Annotated in this window: 12 protein-coding genes; 5 read left to right on the plus strand and 7 right to left on the minus strand. The window is 57.4% G+C overall.

From position 1 onward, the window contains the following. Window positions 1–57: 57 nt before the first annotated feature. Window positions 58–927, minus strand: a complete 870-nt coding sequence (locus ACZ1GS_RS03200; protein WP_472697053.1) for a sterol desaturase family protein — start codon at window positions 925–927, stop codon at window positions 58–60. 115 nt (window positions 928–1,042) lie between these two features. After that, window positions 1,043–2,140 carry an AraC family transcriptional regulator gene (locus tag ACZ1GS_RS03205; RefSeq protein ID WP_472697054.1) on the minus strand — a complete coding sequence of 366 codons (1,098 nt, stop codon included), beginning with the start codon at window positions 2,138–2,140 and terminating at the stop codon, window positions 1,043–1,045. Between the two features lie 116 nt (window positions 2,141–2,256). On the opposite strand from ACZ1GS_RS03205, the gene ACZ1GS_RS03210 reads away from it, so the two are divergent. Continuing rightward, entirely contained in the window at window positions 2,257–3,321 is a 1,065-nt protein-coding gene (locus ACZ1GS_RS03210) for a type III polyketide synthase (protein ID WP_472697055.1), read from the plus strand. Then, a complete protein-coding gene (locus tag ACZ1GS_RS03215) occupies window positions 3,321–3,845 on the plus strand; it encodes an isoprenylcysteine carboxyl methyltransferase family protein (protein WP_472697056.1) in 525 nt (174 codons plus the stop codon). Before ACZ1GS_RS03210 ends, ACZ1GS_RS03215 begins: the two co-directional genes overlap by 1 nt. Before the next feature lie 21 nt (window positions 3,846–3,866). Here the strand turns inward: ACZ1GS_RS03215 and ACZ1GS_RS03220 are convergent, their stop codons facing one another. The 3 genes from ACZ1GS_RS03220 to ACZ1GS_RS03230 all read right to left on the minus strand — a co-directional run bounded on the left by ACZ1GS_RS03220 (window position 3,867) and on the right by ACZ1GS_RS03230 (window position 7,931). Then, a complete protein-coding gene (locus ACZ1GS_RS03220) occupies window positions 3,867–5,204 on the minus strand; it encodes an aromatic ring-hydroxylating oxygenase subunit alpha (protein WP_472697057.1) in 1,338 nt (445 codons plus the stop codon). A gap of 81 nt (window positions 5,205–5,285) precedes the next feature. Next, the gene (locus ACZ1GS_RS03225; RefSeq protein ID WP_472697058.1) at window positions 5,286–5,822 is read right to left on the minus strand and encodes a nuclear transport factor 2 family protein; all 537 of its coding nucleotides are present in this window, start codon (window positions 5,820–5,822) and stop codon (window positions 5,286–5,288) included. A gap of 132 nt (window positions 5,823–5,954) precedes the next feature. Beyond that, window positions 5,955–7,931, minus strand: a complete 1,977-nt coding sequence (locus ACZ1GS_RS03230; RefSeq protein ID WP_472697059.1) for a hypothetical protein — start codon at window positions 7,929–7,931, stop codon at window positions 5,955–5,957. 199 nt (window positions 7,932–8,130) lie between these two features. Between ACZ1GS_RS03230 and ACZ1GS_RS03235 the strand changes: the two genes are divergently transcribed. From ACZ1GS_RS03235 to ACZ1GS_RS03245, 3 genes are read left to right on the plus strand one after another with little or no spacing between them, the layout of a single operon-like run. Then, entirely contained in the window at window positions 8,131–9,996 is a 1,866-nt protein-coding gene (locus ACZ1GS_RS03235; RefSeq protein WP_472697060.1) for a serine protease, read from the plus strand. An 18-nt stretch (window positions 9,997–10,014) separates the two neighbouring features. Then, on the plus strand, window positions 10,015–11,970 hold the full coding sequence (locus ACZ1GS_RS03240; protein ID WP_472697061.1) for a TIR domain-containing protein: 1,956 nt from the start codon (window positions 10,015–10,017) through the stop codon (window positions 11,968–11,970). Between the two features lie 28 nt (window positions 11,971–11,998). Beyond that, window positions 11,999–12,286: a hypothetical protein gene (locus tag ACZ1GS_RS03245; protein ID WP_472697062.1), complete on the plus strand. Its 288-nt coding sequence runs from the start codon at window positions 11,999–12,001 to the stop codon at window positions 12,284–12,286. Window positions 12,287–12,370: 84 nt separating this feature from the next. Here ACZ1GS_RS03245 and ACZ1GS_RS03250 read toward each other — a convergent pair whose 3' ends face one another. Beyond that, complete coding sequence (locus ACZ1GS_RS03250; protein ID WP_472697063.1) at window positions 12,371–15,493, minus strand: efflux RND transporter permease subunit; 3,123 nt, start codon at window positions 15,491–15,493, stop codon at window positions 12,371–12,373. Continuing rightward, a complete protein-coding gene (locus ACZ1GS_RS03255) occupies window positions 15,490–16,584 on the minus strand; it encodes an efflux RND transporter periplasmic adaptor subunit (protein ID WP_472697064.1) in 1,095 nt (364 codons plus the stop codon). The genes ACZ1GS_RS03250 and ACZ1GS_RS03255 overlap by 4 nt, the downstream gene beginning before the upstream one ends. Window positions 16,585–16,607 lie beyond the last annotated feature (23 nt).

Consider the following 16,607-nt stretch of genomic DNA (forward strand, 5'->3'; position numbering starts at 1 on the left):
GGTCCTATCGACCAAGCCATCTTCTGGGAGAACCGATCTCCGGCTTTGGCGGAGTGTTCAGATAATTTGTGCGGTGGTCACCAGCGCCAATCCGGCAAAGGCTGCAATCGAGATGTTGGCTGCCGCACCGACCGAGAGGTGGATGGGTTTGGCGACGGCATCGAAACGCTCCTGATATTGAGGGTGCTCGGTGCCGAACCAGCGGTCCCACCAGGTGAAGTAGAGACCGAAATTGCTGTTGCCCTGGCTATGGTGCAGGTCGTGATGGGTTGTTGTGGTAATCCAGCCGACCCATTTGTTGCGAGTCCAGCCAGCGGGAAACAGTTCAACCCCGGCATGGCCCATTACGTTGCGCACGATCATATGAGCAAGAAACAGGAAGATGGCGAACGGATACATGCCGCCAAAACCAATCGAGAAGATGAACAGATAGATCGGAACGAAAGCCGCCTCGGTCATCGCCTCGAAGGAAGAGAAGCTATAGGCGGCCCATGGTGTCGGCGTCCGGGACTTATGGTGATGGAGATGCGAAAAGCGGAACATGGTCTTGGTATGCAACCAGCGATGCATCCAGTAGAAATAGGCGTCATGGGCGACAATCATCGCCAGCAACTGGACTGTGAACAGTGTCCAGTTCGTTTCGCCCTTGAGTACGGTGATCCATCCGCTCGCTTCGAGCATCACCGTGCTGACAGTCGTCAGGCCAAAGACGAGCACTGTCCGCATCGACGACAGAAATTCGCGGCGATAATCGGCGAAGCTGGCGTTGCGGGATTGAATGCGGCGCGCTTCGCTCCATTTTCCGAAAGCCCAAAGCAACAGCGAGAGCAGGCCGGCGGCGATCAGATAGCGCCCGAGATCGAAGGTGAAAGCCCCGATCATATGGTCGACTATGGCCGTCATCAGCGTGGGTGTTTCTTCAGGCATGGCATTCTCCATCACAAGCTAGGTTCGGTTGATGCTTGTGTTGTGGAGGATTGCAAACGCGGTTTCTCTGCGATGCTGAAAAATGCTGTGCGATTCCGAAATGGATCAGACTATTTCAGTTTTGATCAATCGCCGATTTTCGAAAATCACTTGGTGTAACACCGGTTTCCGCGCGAAAAGCGCGATTGAACGGGGCAAGCGATCCATAGCCCAAATCCATTGCAATGGTGAGAATAGGAACGTCGACCAATGCCCGGTCAGCCAGTTTTTCCTGCGCTTCCCTGATTCGATAGCCATTCAGAAAAGACGAAAAATTGCGATGCCCCATCTGTTTGTTGATCAGCGCGCGCAGGCGATGCTCGGGTGTGTCGAGCGCGCTCGCCAGTGTGGCTATGGTGAGCGATGGCGTGCGATAATGACCATCTTTCATCGCCGCAATCAACTTGTCGTGCAGCACGGTTTCTGAAGGGGAGAGATGCGCGATAGGCGAGGGCTTGGCTGCAGCATCGCTGCGCTCCACAAGCACTTCGGGTTCGGCCACCAACAACGCGGAGCCAGCGCACAGGACCAGTACAAAGATGAAGCCCGCGTTCACCGCCGATATAGCCGGCGAACTGCTTTGCCCGCCATATAGCAATTCGAACAACAGTACCCCGCCGACCTGCAGACCGATGAGCAGGGGAAGAAAGGTGCTGATCAGGCGACGCTTTTCAACCAGGTCATCAGCGCGCCCGCCGATTGCCAGCACGAGCAGATGGATCATAAGGGCCAGCGAAATCAGCCGGATCAGATCGAAGGTAATCCATTGAATATCGAGCGACAGGATTTTCGATGCCCATAAAAGAAACAGGGCCAGAGAAGCGCCTATCAGGATTTTCTTGTTGATCCGCCGCTCAAACAGCTGATGGCCGAACACCCACGCCCAGATGGTTGTGGAAATCGAGGTGAAATCAACCATGAGGTTCACAAGCCCTTCATGGCGGAAAAACCCGGATGAGTTGACGATATAGGCCATCGAGCTGATAATCAGGCCGATCGCGGCGATCTTGAGCCGCATTCGGATCTTGCCGCCGACGAGCACCGCAATCAGCATGATCTGCCCGCCAATGGCGAGCAGCCTAAGAGTGTCGTCGACCGATGACCAGTCTATTCCGTTGATAACATAGCCCTTCCCAATTGGTGGCCAAGCTAACCCATCTTTTCGACGGTGCAATGCTAATATTGTGCTGCGTGGGAAATTCTACTGAGCATGACCGGCCACGGGTCAATTATCTTTTGTTTTCAAAACCTCTATATGTAACATCTTGAGCATGGTACCGAATATCACTCATGACCGCTTTGCAAATGCCCCGCCTCAAATCCATTGCCACCGCGCTGCCCGATCACCGGATCAGCCAGGATGACGTGTTCGCTATCCTGGCCCGCGCCCGGGGCGCTGCCTTGCCGGCCCGGCTCAAACAAATACTCGGCAATTCGGGGATTGCGCAGCGCAATATTGCCTGCCCGCCGGATTATTATCTCGAGCAACGTAGCTGGCCGGAGCGGGCTGAAATCTATGACCGCGTCGGGCTCGAGCTGTCAGAGAAAGCCGCATCGGATGTCCTGCAAAGCGCGACCCTGTTGCCAGCCGAAATTGATGCCATCGTAATGATCTCGACGACCGGCACCATGACTCCTTCCATTCCCAGCCGGTTGATTGCGGCAATGGGTTTTCGCTCGGATGTCCAGACTGTTCCGGTGTTCGGTTATGGTTGTGCCGGCGGCGTGCTCGGCTTGCGGCTGGCCAATGAACTGGCAGCGGCCAATGGCGGCCAGCATGTCTTGCTGCTGTCGCTGGAATTGTGCAGCCTGTCCTACGACTATAGCCAGTTTGACAAGAAGAACATGATCGCCACTGCCTTGTTTGCCGATGGCTGTGCTGCGGCTGTGCTCAGCGGAACGGGCGATCGCGCGGAGGGGCCACAATTTGGGGCATTCACCCAGAAGACTTGGCCGGATACCCGCGATATGATGGGGTGGGAAGTCGGCGAGACCGGTTTTGATCTGGTGCTCGCCCGCGACATACCCAGCTTCGTGGCACAGGATTTTGCCCCATTTTGCGATGCTTTTCTGGATCAGCAGGGCATCGCCAAATCCGATCTCGGAGAACCGGCCTGCCATCCGGGCGGCGGCCGCGTCGTCGATGCCATGGCCGCCTATTTTGGTCCTACCCATGCGGATATCCCGGCGACCCGGCATATTCTTGAAAATCACGGCAACATGTCTTCACCGACCGTTTTGTTTGTCTTGCAGCGTCTGCTCGAAAAACCGCAGGACAAACCGATCCTGGTCACTGCCCTGGGCCCCGGCTTCACCGCGGCCGTCGGGCTGCTGCATCCGCAAGGCACCGCGTAATGGGCATCGGCACGCTATTCACCACGGCACCAACCTGGGTCGGCTGGGTGCTGCTCTATATTGTCGCCCAACGGCTTGGCGAACTGGTTTACGCCAATCGCAACACGGCGCGATTGCTGGCCGAAGGCGGCGAGGAATTTGGCGCGGATCACTATCATTATTTCATTCTACTCCATGGAGCATGGCTCCTCGCCATTGCGCTGCTGGTCGACCCGTTCATGGCGCTCAACCCGGCGCTGCTGGCGCTGTTCGTCGGCACTCAGATATTGCGGGTCTGGACATTGGCGTCGATCGGCCGCTGGTGGACCACCCGGATCATCAGCGCCCCGCATTTTGATCGGGTCAAACGCGGTCCATATAAATATATCAGTCATCCCAACTATCTGGTGGTGGTGATGGAGATTGCGATCGTTCCGTTGCTCTTTGGTTTGCCGTGGGTTGCGCTGGTCTTTTCGGGCCTCAACGCCCTGCTGTTGCGGCACCGGATCCGGGTCGAAAATCAGGTGCTGAGCAAGCGCGGCTGAGAGGGCAGTCCGGCGACCTTGCTAACGCGCCATCCAGTCTTCCAGCGTTTCATGGAAATAGCGCATCCGGCTTTCCTGCCCTGACAGATAGTCCCGCCGGTAGCCGCGCGAATGCAGACCTTGTTGCTGCAGCGGCCAGATCGCAAGATCTTCGTCAATCGCCGGGCCGGCGGAAACCACGCCGGCCTTGCCCTGCACATGTTCGGCTGGCGTGTCGACCGACACAAATTCCCGCATGATCAACGAATAATATTCGGTGGCGTCCTTTGGAAAAAGGGTCATGTACCACATGTCGAAATAGCATTTTTCCGGATCACTTTCATGCGGCCGTGCGCGGAGCCAGATATTGCCGTCGGGTTTCAGGCTGAAGGACAGATTGGGGAAGATCGTATAGTGCCAGTTGTCGGTCAGTTGGTCGTCATGATAGGTCGAAAAATCATAGCCCTTTTCCGCACCCAACTTGCGTTTCTGCCGCTGCAGATCCTCGCGCAGATTTCTGATATTTCCGCCGCGATAGTCGTCCGGATCAAGCTCCCATCGCTGCAATTCTTCCGCCATGATTTCCAGGGTCTGTTTCTCGCCGCCCTTGACCGCGCGGGCCGGACCCGCTCCGGGCATGAACATCCGGCAATGGCCCTCAGGAAAATGGTCAAACTGGCAATGCTGATGGCTATATTCGAGCACGAATACCGAGCCCGGATGGACAAAGGGCACATGGTAGGATTCGCTGAAATTGTCCTGTACGAGCTTCCAGTTGAAATCGCCTTCAATGGTCACCCAGTGCGTTCGGGTCATTTCTTCCATCGGATAGGAATCAATCTGATCGGCAATGGGGCCAAGAAAGCTCTTCAAAGGCGCGCAGTTTTCATCGAGATTATACCAGACAAATCCGGCCCATTCTTCACAGGGAATTTCAACCAGATTCAATTTTCCGCAAGGACTGCCTTGAGGATAGTCGGATTCATCCGGCACAAATTTCAGCGTACCTGACAGATCATAGGCCCAGCCATGATAGGGACAGGTCAGTCGGCGCGTGTTGCCGGACGGCTTTTTCATCAGCTGCATGCCGCGATGCTGGCAGACATTGTAAAAGGCGCGAATTTTGTCATCGCTGCCGCGGGTGCAGAGAATCTTCTCCGGACCCAGAGACGTGGTGATATAGTCCCCGACAGCTGGCAGTTCCTTTGACAACCCCGCGATCTGCCAGGTCTTTGTCCAGACCTTGTCCCATTCCTTGTCCATGAATTCCCGGGAATAATAGCGGTCCGGCGTGATCGGTGTGCCGCGCAGCGCTGGTTCGGGTTGTTTGGAGACATCAGCCAGGTGCCGGTTTATCTCGCGGGGATCATGATCTGCCATAACAGTTGCTCTCTCCCGATCGGACTGACGTGCTGCCACAGTCATACAAGATCACGTGGCGGATGTTGACTGTCGTTAAGATCAGGAGGGCGGACGGTCGGTTGCGCCACCGCGACCCGCCAGATGGCGGTAGGACGGGTCGGCTTGTCCTCGCACGCCAAAGCTTTGCGGTCCGCCACCGGTGCGATCAAAACTGTCGGTCGCAGCCGTGCTGCTATTCCAGTCATAGACCGCCAGGCGGTGGGCGATTTTCCAGATTCCGTCCCGCCGCTCAAAGCGATCAAGATAACGTCCGGCGGCAACCATGAAAATATCACCATCGGGGCCAGGCAGAATATGGTACGCGACAAAATAGCTTTCCCCTGCAGCATGGTCGCCATCAACCGTGATCAACACCTGACCGATTACGTGCTGGGTCAGGATCATGCTTTCCAGAAGTGGGATCACCCACGCGATAAACTCGCTGACCGAACCGGCGAAGCTGCCATGATCGTCCGTGGCATCAAAATGGAATTGCTCGGCGATTAAATCGGCGTCGCAGCGGTCAATGGCCCGGGCGAGACGCGACACTAGTTCGGTGCATTCGAGCTTGTCTGCAGTGATCGCGAGCCGGTCCATGGCAATTCCTATCCTTCGGGTTTCAGTGCGTGGTCCATGTTCCGCGCTTTCTGCCGATGAATCGACTAGCATTTTGGTCGGGCGAACGGCGATTGTCCTGCTCCGCACAACCCCGCGCGGACCATCAACTGTTCAGACCGGAACGGAAAGGCGTTTGCCGCTGAACACGGATTGCCAGCTTTCAATCTCCGCAACGACAATGTCGTCGATGGCGTGGGCAATATCGGACACCTGACTGAAGCGCAGATCGGCATCCGGTCTGGCAAGCAGGATCTGGATGCGCCGTTCCAGTTCGGTCAGCTTTTCGGCGGTCACCTCTGAAATCGCCGCAAATCTTTCAAAGTCGCCAAAATAGCGAATACCGGCAAAAGTGGCGCCGAGCGCTGGCAAAATGGCGCCCAGGACGGTGAATATCTTAGCGCTGTCATAAGCGATGCTGGTCGGGATAACGCGGAGTTCTCCGAGCAAGACCAGAACGAGATAGCTGGTGACTGAGAGGACTGCCAATTTGAACAGCCATTCTGACAGATGATCGAGATTGTGATGCACTTTTGTCAGCCCATGGGCTTTCTCGAGATGGTAATTGCGCTGCTCAACCGCATGGTCCAGCAGCAGGTTCTTGAGGCTCGCCCGCAAATAGTCCTGGGTGATCACAACCTTGGGCAGGGCAAGACCGCCCAGGATTTTGCGGACATAATTTTCGGGCCAGTTGGTATCCGTGCCCTTCGGCCAGCGTCCTGACGGCCGGGCAACCCCGATCAGGAGCAGCATTGGCGCATGGCGCAAATATTCGGTCACCCGGCGGGTCTGAAACCAGCGGCTGTGCCAACGCTGCCGCGTGCCGATAGCGGTGATCGCCAAAATGGCCAAGAGCAGCAGAAATTCGGTGAGCGCGAAGGGCCACTTGTAGGCGGCGCTCACAAACGGAAGATAGATAATGCCGCCAGCGATCGCGAGAAAGGACAGCAGAAAGTTCATGATCATCCCGCCGCGATAGGCATCTGACAAATAGCTCGAGAGGCCGTCCGCTGCGGCAAAGCGGCGCAGCACGCTCTGCTCGATCCGCTCGACAAAATTCTGGTCACAGCCGGGCAGCGCCCGCGCATTGGCGACCAGCTCTGCATGCGATCCCGCTGCAATCTGATCCGGCGTTTCGTAGACCTGGCGCAGAGAGGCAAAGCGTCCCGTTTTGTTTCTGCCGCCAAAAATCGCTTCAATGCGTCGATAACCGTGAAATCTTTTCTTGCTGCGGGATGGCTGCTGATCGGCCTGCAGCGTGTCGGACCATGTGTCGACCTCGGATCCGCTCCGTTCGAGCAATCTCTCGATCACCGCTGTCACGCCATCCGCGGTCGCGCCCTGTTTTGGTGACCCGGTCCCATCCAGTTCTTCAGGGTCTCGCAGGATTGTCCAGCATTCGGGCGCGGCCGCATCAACCCAGACCACCGGTACGCCTTCGCGCAGAGCGGTTTCCATGCAATGATGGGTGCCTCCGGTCGCCCCGGCCGTCACGCCATCCCACAAGGCGATCAGCATATCGGCATGTTCGATCACCACGCGACTGGCGGCGGCCGCGCGGTCGGACACCAGCACGTCATAGGCCTGGCGTTTGATCAAATCGTCGGGCGCTTGGGCGGATTCTGCAAACAGCCTGGTGACCAGCCTATCCTGCTCGGCCAGTTCAAAGCAATCGGCCTGGGCGGCAATGCCCCGCATATGGTTGACCACCGGATCAGAAGTCTGTTCAGGCCGCCGCAGCCCATCGATCAGGTCCGCCGTCTTTTGCGGATCATCGGGATAGGCGTTGATCGCGATATTCAGGCCCCGGCTGAACGGGGTGATCGCCGATACCGACCAGTTGCGGCTGAGGGCCTGGTCCGCAGCCATGAGATCCGTGCCTTGCGCCAGCGCCGTGTAAAGGCGCACGCCGGCCGCATCGTGATCCGCATCGTGATCCGCATCGGCCACAGCCCGTTCGATGATGTCAAAGAGATCGGCAAGGGCCGCTTCAATCGCAGCCCGGTTGTCTCGAAAAGCCGCATTGCCTTCGCGGTGCCCCGTGATTCCGATGGAGATCCGAGCGAATGATGGGACTAGGGAACCGGCCATGAGATCAGAAAACAGATGCCTTCATTGCGTTATAGGCAATCAATAGCGAGACTGGCCTTTGGCACAAGTCTTTCCGCAATCGCTATCGGTTTGGATGGAAACGGCAGGTATGATTTTACATTCCACGAAAAAAGAATAAGTTACCGGCCATTGGGTCGCATTGGCAAGAAGTGCTGTCGGGCAAAGGTCGGGGGATGTGATGCCTAGAATATGGATGATCATTGTCTTGAGCCTGTTCGCATGGACGCCAGCTGCGGCGGCGAATGAGCAACAGTCGGACCCGGTGCAGGTCAATACATGTAGTGCGTCGGGATGCGATTCTCTGGTGCGCAAGCACAGCAACCGATCGCCCGACCAGGTGACGATTGCTCTTGCGGATTCTTTGGTGCCGGACCGAGCGAAAATTGACGCTGTGCTGCACAATAATCCGCATGTCCGTATTACAGAGGTCAAAGCAGAAGCGGAATATCTGCTGGCGCGCTATCCCGATTTTCCCGATGCGCTGATCCTGGTCGACATTGAATTCCATTTTCCCGACGATCAATCACCCGGACGTTTTGTGCGGGCCGAAGAATATATTGCGCAACTCTATTATCGTTTTGCCTTGAATTTTCCAACGCCGTGGATTTCGCAGACTCCCTACATGGTTGGCCAGATTGATGACGGCACGTTTGCAATCCGGTTGCAGGCAGAGGTGCAGAAGATATTGTGGCTGCGCCGGCTGCTGGTCAAAGCACAAAGCAATCCGGAACCGGAGATCAGGACCAGGGTCGCGCGGTTAGAATATGCCTGTCTGGGAGAAGATGATTCCCTTTGTTTCGATCCCTATTATTCCCTGACGGTGGAAAATCGCGGATCGCGGGAAAAATATCTCGCCGTCGTGCGGTTTGACAACGAGAATGGCAGCCGCATTTTGCGTCCCTTGAGTCCCGGCAATCAGCGTGTGTTGCGACCGGGCGCTATCGAAACACGCAGCGGCACAAAAATGCCCGGCGACAACGGTTTTGGTGATCTTGCCCCGGATCCATCCCGAACATATGTCTATGTTACCATCGCGTCTGATCAACCCATTGATCCTGATCGGCTGACCCTGAAGGACGGCGGCCTGGCACAGGTTCCTGAAAACTGGATTGTGTCAGCGCGCGGCCAGGATGTTACGCCGATCAACTATGGCGGCGGTGGATTTATCGTGCCCGAATTGATGGCACCCTGGCAGGTTCAGCTTTATTCCACCAGCATCGCGACGCCGCGATCTCTGCAGGCCAACACGACTCTGAGCAGAACAAACTGGCAGATCTATGAAAAAACCCACCGCTGCGGCGGGACATTGATCGCCAGAAATATCGTGCTGACCGCAGCCCATTGCGTGGCCAATGCGCCCTTTGCAGGATCGCCTGCAAAACGGCTGAGTGTGCTAAAATATCGCCGGATCAAGCTGGGTACACAGAATTTGAGTCGAGGAGGAACAACCGCTGCGATTGACTCGATTGTCGTGCATAAAAATTACCGCCCCGGCGGCCACCCCAATGATATTGCGCTGATCCGGATCAAGCCGGACGAAAGCACCTTGTCCTGGGTCTGGAACAAGACCAAGCCAATCAGCCTGCCCAAACGCCGCGTGGCGAGCAACAGCAAGGTGCGATGGTATGGATGGGGCGTGACCGAGGAAGTGGCGGGATCGAACACGCGCTTGACAAGCGGTGGACAGGCGCAACGCAATCCGGCCAATTTGCGGTTTGGAGAAATGGATATCCTGACCCGCAGGCTGTGCCAGAAGCGGCCCGGCTATGGCCGCAAGGTCACCAATTTCATGCTCTGTGCTGTTACACCTCGGGATCTGCCCAGACAGCATCGCGGAAAGCGCATATTCACTTGTCTTGGCGACAGCGGTGGCCCGATAATGGGCTATGAGAACGGCAGAAATGTTCAGGTTGGCATTATTTCCTGGGCGGTTGGATGCGGCGCGAATGACAATCCATCGGTTTCCGCGTACGTCTATCCTTATTTGCGATGGATCGCGGTTGCCAAAACGAAATTTGTCTCTGGCCGCGTCGTGCCGTTGTAGCTGGAAGGTAGTTTTTGAATGTCGGATCCGGAAGTCATCGTAGCGGACAGGAATGGTGGACCTGACGTTTTTGTCAGCTATTCCCGTGACGATATCAAGATTGCCAAGCCGATTATCGACGCGATCAGCGACGCCGGCTTCGATGTCTGGTGGGATGGGCTGCTGGAAGGGGGCGTACGATTTAATCGTGTCACCGAAGACGCGTTGGAACATGCACATGCGGTGGTTGTCCTGTGGTCGAAAACGTCGGTGGCGTCCCACTGGGTTCACGACGAGGCGACCAGCGGACGTAACCGTGGCTGTCTGGTCCCGCTATCCATTGATGGCAGCGAGCCGCCCCTGGGTTTCCGGCAGTTTCAGTTTGTTGACTTATCGCAAGGCGGCAGCAAGCCCGGATCTGCCGCGATGCAAAAGGCGCTGCAGGCGATCCGGGCGCTGGTCGACAAGCCAGACAGCGTCGCGACCCCGGCGCAATTGCCCGAGCAACAGCCGAACTGGACCATCAATCGTCGCCATTTGCTTGCCGGTGGCGCTGCGATTGCGGTTGCAGGGGGTGGCGCCGCGCTCTGGAAGGGCGGTGCTTTTTCGGACGAGGGCGGCGAACGCAAGATCGCGGTTCTGCCCTTTGTCAATCTGACCGGCGATCCGGAGCAAGCCTATTTTTCTGACGGCATGGCATCCGAAATCCGATCGGAACTGTCGCGAAACCGGTTGCTGCAGGTCATGGGGCAGGCGTCTTCGGACAGTTTTCGTAACCATGAAGGGGACATACGCAGCATTGCAGAAAAACTCGGCGTCACATTTCTTTTGAGCGGTAATGTCCAAAAGTCTGGTGATCGGGTCAAGATTGCGATTGATCTGACCAATGGCCAAACCGGCCTCAGCCAGTGGGCCGAGACATTTGAACGGCCGATTATCGATATTTTTGCGATCCAGACCGAAATCGCAACCGCTGTGGCGTCATCCCTTTCCCTTCGGATCGACGGCGATCCGGTGCGATCGGGAGAGAAGCATATTGGCGGCACGGAAAGCGTCGCAGCGTTCGATATCTTCCTGCGCGGCCAGGATATTTTTGCAACCCATGTCGATGAGGCCAGTGAACGCAAAGCGCTCGCGATGTTCGAACGGGCCATTGCAATCGACCCGGATTATGCAGCCGCGCGTGCGGGCCGGTCCCGGTCGCTGGCGGTCATCGCCAATCAATATGCTGACAGTAGCGAACGCAAGAAACTTTATGGCGAGGCGATCAAAGAAGCGACCGAGGCGACCAGGATCGCGCCCCAGTTTGCTGCAGGCTTCTCGGCGCTGGGCTATGCGCTATTTTATGGCCGACTGGATGTCGGCGGCGCCCGCGAACCGTTTGAGCAAGCCTATGCGCTGGCCCAGAGCAATGTCGATGTGTTTAGCCGCTACGCCATTTACCGGGCGCGCACGGGACGGTTTGACCAAGCCAATGCGGCGATTGAACGGGCGTCGCAGCTTGATCCGCTCAATGCTTCGATATTCAAATCTGCAGGCGTGATCAAATATGCCGAAACCCGCTATGAGGATGCAATAAAATATGCCCGCAAGGCGCTGCAAATCAATCCCGACCGAAACAGTGTCAACGGCGATATTGGCAATGCTTATCTGATGCAAGGCGCGCTCGAAAACGCCAAAAACGCTTATGCCAAGGAACGCAATAATCTGATTTCCTTGCCGGGCCTCGCGGTTATTGCGCATCGCGAGAAACAGCAGGACGAGGCGCAGACCCTGTTTGATCGTCTGATCGCAGAATATGGTGATAACGGTCTCTACCAACAAGCGCAGGTGCTGGCGCAATGGGACGATCGGGACCGGGCATTTGCCACGTTGGAACGTGCCCGGGCGGAAGGTGATTCCGGACTGGTCTATCTGCTCAACGACCCGTTTCTTGAACCCTTGCGACAGGCCGGCCAATATCAATCCTTGCTATCAAGCTTGAACTTCATATAGTTTTTCCTTTCAAGAGAGAGGGATCATCATGCGTAAATTTCTAGTCATCTCGTCAGCGGCATTGCTCGTGGCAGGGACCGCGGCTTGCAGCGAACCTGCTGCGGACGCCAGTGGGGCAGACGAAGCCGTTTCCGAAGCTGACGCTATGGCTGCCGAGGAGCTGCCGTCCGATGACAGCCAGATGACGGACCAGGGATCTACCGATCAGGGCTCAACCGACCAAGGGTCCACAGATCAGGGATCGACCGATCAGGGATCTACGGATCAGGGGTCAACGGACCAAGGTTCAACCGATCAAGGGTCTACGGATCAATAAGCCGGAAGTCCGCTAGCGATCAATCGGGTCCGGGCGAGACCGATCCCGAAGCCAAAACGGATAGCCGCCGCATGTTCTCACCCGTTATCCCTCCGCGCCGGCCAGGGTCTTGCTGCCCTTGCGCAGGCTTTTGAGGCGGCGCGTCACCGCTAGTGGGCTGCCGGTTTTGCGCGCCAGCAGATAATAGAAGGATGGGATGATGATCAGCGTCAGGATCGTCGACAGGCCGACACCCCAGACAATTACAATGCCGATTGCTTCGCGGCTGGCACCGCCGGCACCGGTCGCCAACATCAATGGCAGTGCCCCGGCGACGGTGGCGATGGAGGTCATCAGGACGGGACGAAAGCGGCGCTTCGCGGATTCCAGGATCGCTTTTTCAAATGCCATCCCCTGATCGCGCAGCTGGTTAGCGAATTCGACGATCAATATCCCGTTCTTCGCCGCCAGCCCGACCAGCATGACGAGGCCAATCTGGCTATAGAGATTCAATGTCCCGCTCATTACCGTGAGACCCAGCAGTCCGCCGCTGACCGCCAACGGAACTCCGAGGATGATGATCAGCGGGCTGATGAAACTTTCGAACTGGGCTGCCAGCACCAGATAGACCAGAATGATGGTGAACCCGAGCACGAGCCAGATCGAACCGCCGGTTTGCCGGAGCGCCCGGCTTTGTCCTTCATAGCCGATGGAAACAACCTCCGGCAATGTGGCGGCTTCGTTCTCCAGGAAGGTCAGGGCTTCGCCCAGCGAATAGCCATCGGCCACGGTCCCTTCCAGGGTGATGGCGCGCAGCTTGTTGAAGCGATTGAGTTCGCCGGCTTCCGCCCGGCTGGTCAAATTCACCAGGCCCGATAGCGGCACCAGATTATCATCCCTTGCCCGGACGTAGACATTGGCGAGATCTTCTGCCGTGACCCGATCTTCCGGTTCAGCTTGCAGCACAACATCATATTCCTCGCCGCGATCGACAAAGGTACCGGCATTGCGCGAACCCATCATGGTTTCGAGCGTCCGGCCAATTTCCTGCACCGAAACGCCGAGATCGGCAGCGCGCATGGTGTTGACATTGACCACCAGCTGCGGACGGGTTTCCTTGTAATCGGATTCGAGCGTCGCAATGCCCGGATATTCGTCAGCAGCTACAAACAGGGCATCCCGCGCGCGCGTCAATTCCTCATAGGTATCGCCAGCAATAACGAAACGGATGGCCTCGCCGCCGCGACCGCCAATCGTTGATCCGCCGGATACGAAGACCCGTGCGGATGGGTAGTCCCGAAACAGCCGGTTGACGGCCGACTGGGTTTCGGCTGTGGTCATGGACCGTTCGTCCCAGGGTTTGAGAAACATGATGATCCGCCCGGATGAAAAATCGCCCGATGGTCCGAACGACCCTGGTGCGCGGAACAGAACCCGGCGCAAGGGCTGGTCCTCTTCAATCATCGGCAATACCAGCTCTTCAAGGTCGAACATCGTGGAGACCAGACGATCCCACCCGGCCCCTTCGGCGATGGTGGCCCGACCAAACATGAACCCCGTATCTTCAGGTGGGGCCACCTCGCTTTTCAGGGTCTGCAAACCGACAACCGCAAACAGGGCGGCAAGGCCAAAGGCGACCCCGCCGAGGAGGAATGGCTTGCTGATCCAGCGTGACAAGATGCTCTCATAACCGATGCTGGTCTGCTGAAATTTATCGTCGACAAAGCGGCTCAATCGGGTTTCTCCACCGCCCTTTTTCAGGATCTTCGAACATAGGACCGGGATCAGGGTCAGCGCGACAAAAGTGGAAATGGACACGGCCACGATCATCGTGATCGCCAGTTCCCGAAACAGCAGACCGGTTTCTCCCGGCAGAAACATGACCGGCACAAAGACCGCAATCACCACGGCGGTGGTCGCGACAACGGCAAACCCGACCTGGCGTGCGCCTTCAAAGGCGGAGACCAGACGGCTTTCCCCGCGCTCGATGCGCGAATAGATATTCTCCAGCACAACAATCGCGTCATCGACAACCAGACCAATGGCCATGACCAGCGCCAGCAAGGTGAGGAGGTTGATCGAGAGGCCGAGCAGCCAGAGCACGAAAAATGTTCCGACAATCGAAATCGGAACAGTGACCGCCGGAATAACCGTGGCCCGGACGGAGCCCAGGAACAGGTAGATCACAAAGATGACGAGTATCGCCGCAAAAGCCAAGGTTTGCCAGACATTGTCAATCGCCTTGGCAATGAACACGCTGCTGTCATAGCTGACCGCCAGCTCGACGCCGGGGGGTAGCAAGGGGGTGATTTCGGCAATGCGGTCCTTGATGTCATTGGCGACCTGCAATTCATTGGCACCGGATTGCCGGATGATCCCCATGCCCACGCCGGGCTTTCCGTTGGACCGGAAATGCGCATAGACATTTTCAGGGCCAAGCTCGACGCGCGCCAGATCACCCAGACGCAACAGGGCTCCGTCATCGGTCCGCCGGATCACCAGCGCCCGAAAATCATCGACATTGCCATAGGCTCTGGCCACGCGAACGGTGAGATTAAGGTCTGACGATTCCACCCGGCCGGCTGGAAGCTCGACATTCTCGCGCCGCAGCACTTCTTCAATATCATTGGGGGACACCCCGGATGCTGCCATTTTCTCGCGATCGAGCCAGATCCGGATGGCTGGGCGCGATGCGCCGCTGGGCTGTACCCGTGCGACCCCGTCAATCGAGGAAAATCGGTCCACCAGCACCCGGTCGGCATAGTCGGCCAGCCACAGGGACTCGCGCCCTTCGCCAGTCAGATTGAGCCACATGAACGGGCGGGCATCGGCATCGACCTTGTTGATTTCGGGAGGGTCGGACTCTTCCGGCAGATTGTCGAGCGCGCCGGATACGCGGTCGCGTATATCATTAGCCGCAGCATCGACGTCGCGGTCTGGCGAGAATTCCACGGTGATATCCGATCGGCCATCGCGGGAAGAGGACCGGATCATTTCGATACCTTCGACGCCAGCAATGCGGTCTTCCAGAATCTGGGTTATCCGCGATTCCACGACATTGGCAGCGGCGCCGGGATAATTGACATCGACGGAAACAATCGGGGGTTCGATGGCGGGATATTGCCGCACCGGCAGATCCAGAAAAGCAACGATACCGGCCAGGACCAGCAACAGGCTGAGGACGACCGCAAAAACCGGACGTTTGACCGAGACATCGGAGATGATCATGAGCCGCCCGCTGGCTTGCTGCGGCCCGGTTTCGCGGATGCATCCTTTTTCGCTGCTTTCGTGCCGGGGATCACCGCGTTGACGGGTGCATCATCGCGGACCTTCACGGTTCCGTCTGCAACAATTTTGTTCCCGAGTGCGACACCGCTGCGCACCTCCACCATGCCACCGGACCGCAAACCCAGTTCAATCGGTGTGCGCCGCGCAATGCCCTCCTTGTCGACGACGAACACAAAATTCTGATCGCCTTGGGCGAGCAAAGCGGTTTCCGGGATAGATAGTCCGGTCCGCGTTTCAGACACGATCCGGACACTCATCAACATGCCCGGCCGCAGTTTGCGTGCGGCATTGGGCAAGACGGCCCGCACCGTCAGACTGCGCGACAGCGGATCGACCAGGGGATTGATATTGTTGATCGTTCCGAAAAAACTCTGATTGGGATAGGCCGGGGTGGAGGCTTCGATAACCTGACCTGGTTCGAGCGCGGTCAGGAAATTTTCCGGAACCGTAAAATCGAGCTTGATTGCAGAAATATCGCTGATTGTTGCGATTGGGCTGCCCGATGTCACCACGGTACCCGGCGAAATTGTGCGCAGGCTAAGGACCCCGTCAAACGGCGCCCGGATGACGCGATCCGAAATGCGCGACCGGATCGCATTGGCATCGGCGCGCGCGCCGTCTCGCAAAGCGGTCTGCTCGTCCACTGCCGCGTTGGTGGCAAAACCGCGCTCCTGGAGCGAAGTCAACCGATCCAGTTGCTTGTCTGCTTCCCGGGCCCGGGCTTCGACTGAGCTCAGGTCGGCCGATTCTTCGCCGCGCGACAATTGTGCGATTATCGACCCGCGCCGGACGATCGCCCCGTCGGCAAAGGCGATGCGTTCAATCCGTTCGGTCACCGGTGAAGTGATAATGGTCTGTTCATTGGCAAAGGCCGTACCGACCGCTTCAATTTCGCTGACAAATTCGGCTTCGGTAACGGTTCCGCCAACAACCGTCGGCGCACCGCCGCGGCCACCACCCCGCTCGTCAGCGTCGCCGCAAGCTGCCAAGGCAAACAGCAATCCGGGAAACAGTAAACGGCGAAACATCATCAGTTGATTACCTTAGATCGCGA

The organism is Parasphingorhabdus sp. W113 (assembly GCF_055693205.1).